This is a genomic window from Candidatus Schekmanbacteria bacterium RIFCSPLOWO2_02_FULL_38_14 (assembly GCA_001790855.1).
Classification (GTDB): domain Bacteria; phylum Schekmanbacteria; class GWA2-38-11; order GWA2-38-11; family GWA2-38-11; genus 2-02-FULL-38-14-A.
Genome location: MGDH01000037.1, coordinates 1 through 1,818 on the forward strand (window position 1 = coordinate 1; position 1,818 = coordinate 1,818).

Genomic DNA, 1,818 nt, shown 5'->3' on the forward strand with positions numbered 1-1,818 from the left:
AAGGAATTAAATATAAAACCAAGAGAAGAGAAAAAATCATAGAAAATAATTTTAACCCCTGATGGAAATTGAAAAATTTGTTTTTCATTCTTCCCCTCTCCTTTGAAAGAATATTTTTTTAGAATATTTTTTCACATGTGTTCTTCCTTCTAATCTGCTATATGCTGTCCAAAAAACTTACTTTGGACAGATATGATATCTTTTATATTTTAAAAATTAATAAGTCAATTAAAAAATCAAAAAAAAAGGGCGAACATGAATTCATGCTCACCCTTGTATTTATCTCCCTCTGCATACGCAGAGAAGTTTATTAATCAGTTACCCACAACTCTGCTGAGCCAAAGGATACAGGGGTTACACTCTCGCCAGAAGCCCATGATGTAGCTGTTGTGCCGTAGAGTCCCCTTGTAATCCCTGTCCAGCCACCTTTATAAATCGTAGTCCCAACTGAATGAGCTGATGGAGTTGTGGCATCTATACCTCTCATAGGAGTTACAAGCTTACTAGTAACCGTAACATCTTTGTCCGCATACCATATCTTCTCATTATCAATTATGATAAACCTCCTATCATTGCAACATGGAATGCCAGTTACGCCACTTAAGACTATGAAGTAGTCACTAGCACCATGTTTTGTTGTCCTGTAGATAGGCGTCCCCTTAGCATGATTTGCCCTGCCATGGTCTAGGGTACCTCTTGTGCCTCGCTCATAAAGGGTTGTTACAGGTGTGCCAAAGGTGCCCCGGGAAGCAATGGAAATCGTTGAACCGGATATGGAACTATACTGAATTATCTCACCCTCTATCTGAATCGCACCGCCACCCGTCGGTAGAGAATCTATACTATTTGCAATAATCTGCGAATCTAAAGCCCATAGATGTGTTGCAAGGGTGCCATCGTTCAGGGGTAATGCAACCTCCAGGGTATTGACTGTTTCAATTTTGTTGCCTGTATAGCTCACCTTCTCTACAAGAATGGTTGACTCAGGAACATTATTACCAGGGTCTGCATTAAATGTCTTATCCATAATAAGAGTCCCTGATGTAGGAAAGTGAATCGATGGAGTAGATCCTAAAGCATTCTCATAAAATGTAGTCATAGCAGGAGATATAGCATCAATAGAATTACCACCTGAGCCATTGATACCAGTACTCGAAGCAGGCCTGCTTTTACTCATGTAGAACTTACCACCTAAGGAAACAAAAGCCCTGGGCGCACCCCAGTTATCACCAAACCCATCCTCTGTAATCTTTATCCAGTTTACCCCATCTGCAGTCTTATAGAGCCTGAAGCCTGAATTATCTGTCTGATATGGCAGCACACTAAAATAAAGCCAACCCTCATGAGCACCAGGGAAAAAACCAAAATTAGTTCTGCTGCCAAAACCAGCACCAACTGAAACAGGTGAACTAACATTACCCCCATACTGGGCTCCACCTGAAGAGCTTGGTGTAGGATAATCAAGATAGGTAAAGAAATCCATCCTCCTTATCCAGTCACTATCACCACTGCCCCCTGTTGTTGTAGAATAAATATTACCACCTGAAGGAGCATACTGGTTAACACCCTGCGGAGGACCAGATGTAGTAAATACCCACAAAGAATTAGGGTCAGCAGGTGATACAGAACCTTCACTGCTTGTTGCAAAGGGAATAAGCATGCTCGATGTAGCATTAGCAGTCTCATTATAGCCACGCTCATTCGGACCCTTTGTCAAACGGAGATAGTCACCAACCATTGGAGTATGGTCCTGGGATGCTACTGCATATACTATTTGAGAGCCGACATTGTCCATAATATGAACATTATTCCTCTCTG

General features: G+C 41.5%; 1 pseudogene (only partly in view). It reads right to left on the reverse strand.

Going from position 1 to position 1,818, the window contains the following annotated elements:
* Positions 1 to 310: 310 nt before the first annotated feature.
* A pseudogene (locus tag A3H37_07450) lies at positions 311 to 1,818 on the reverse strand (hypothetical protein); it runs 1,621 nt beyond the window's last position.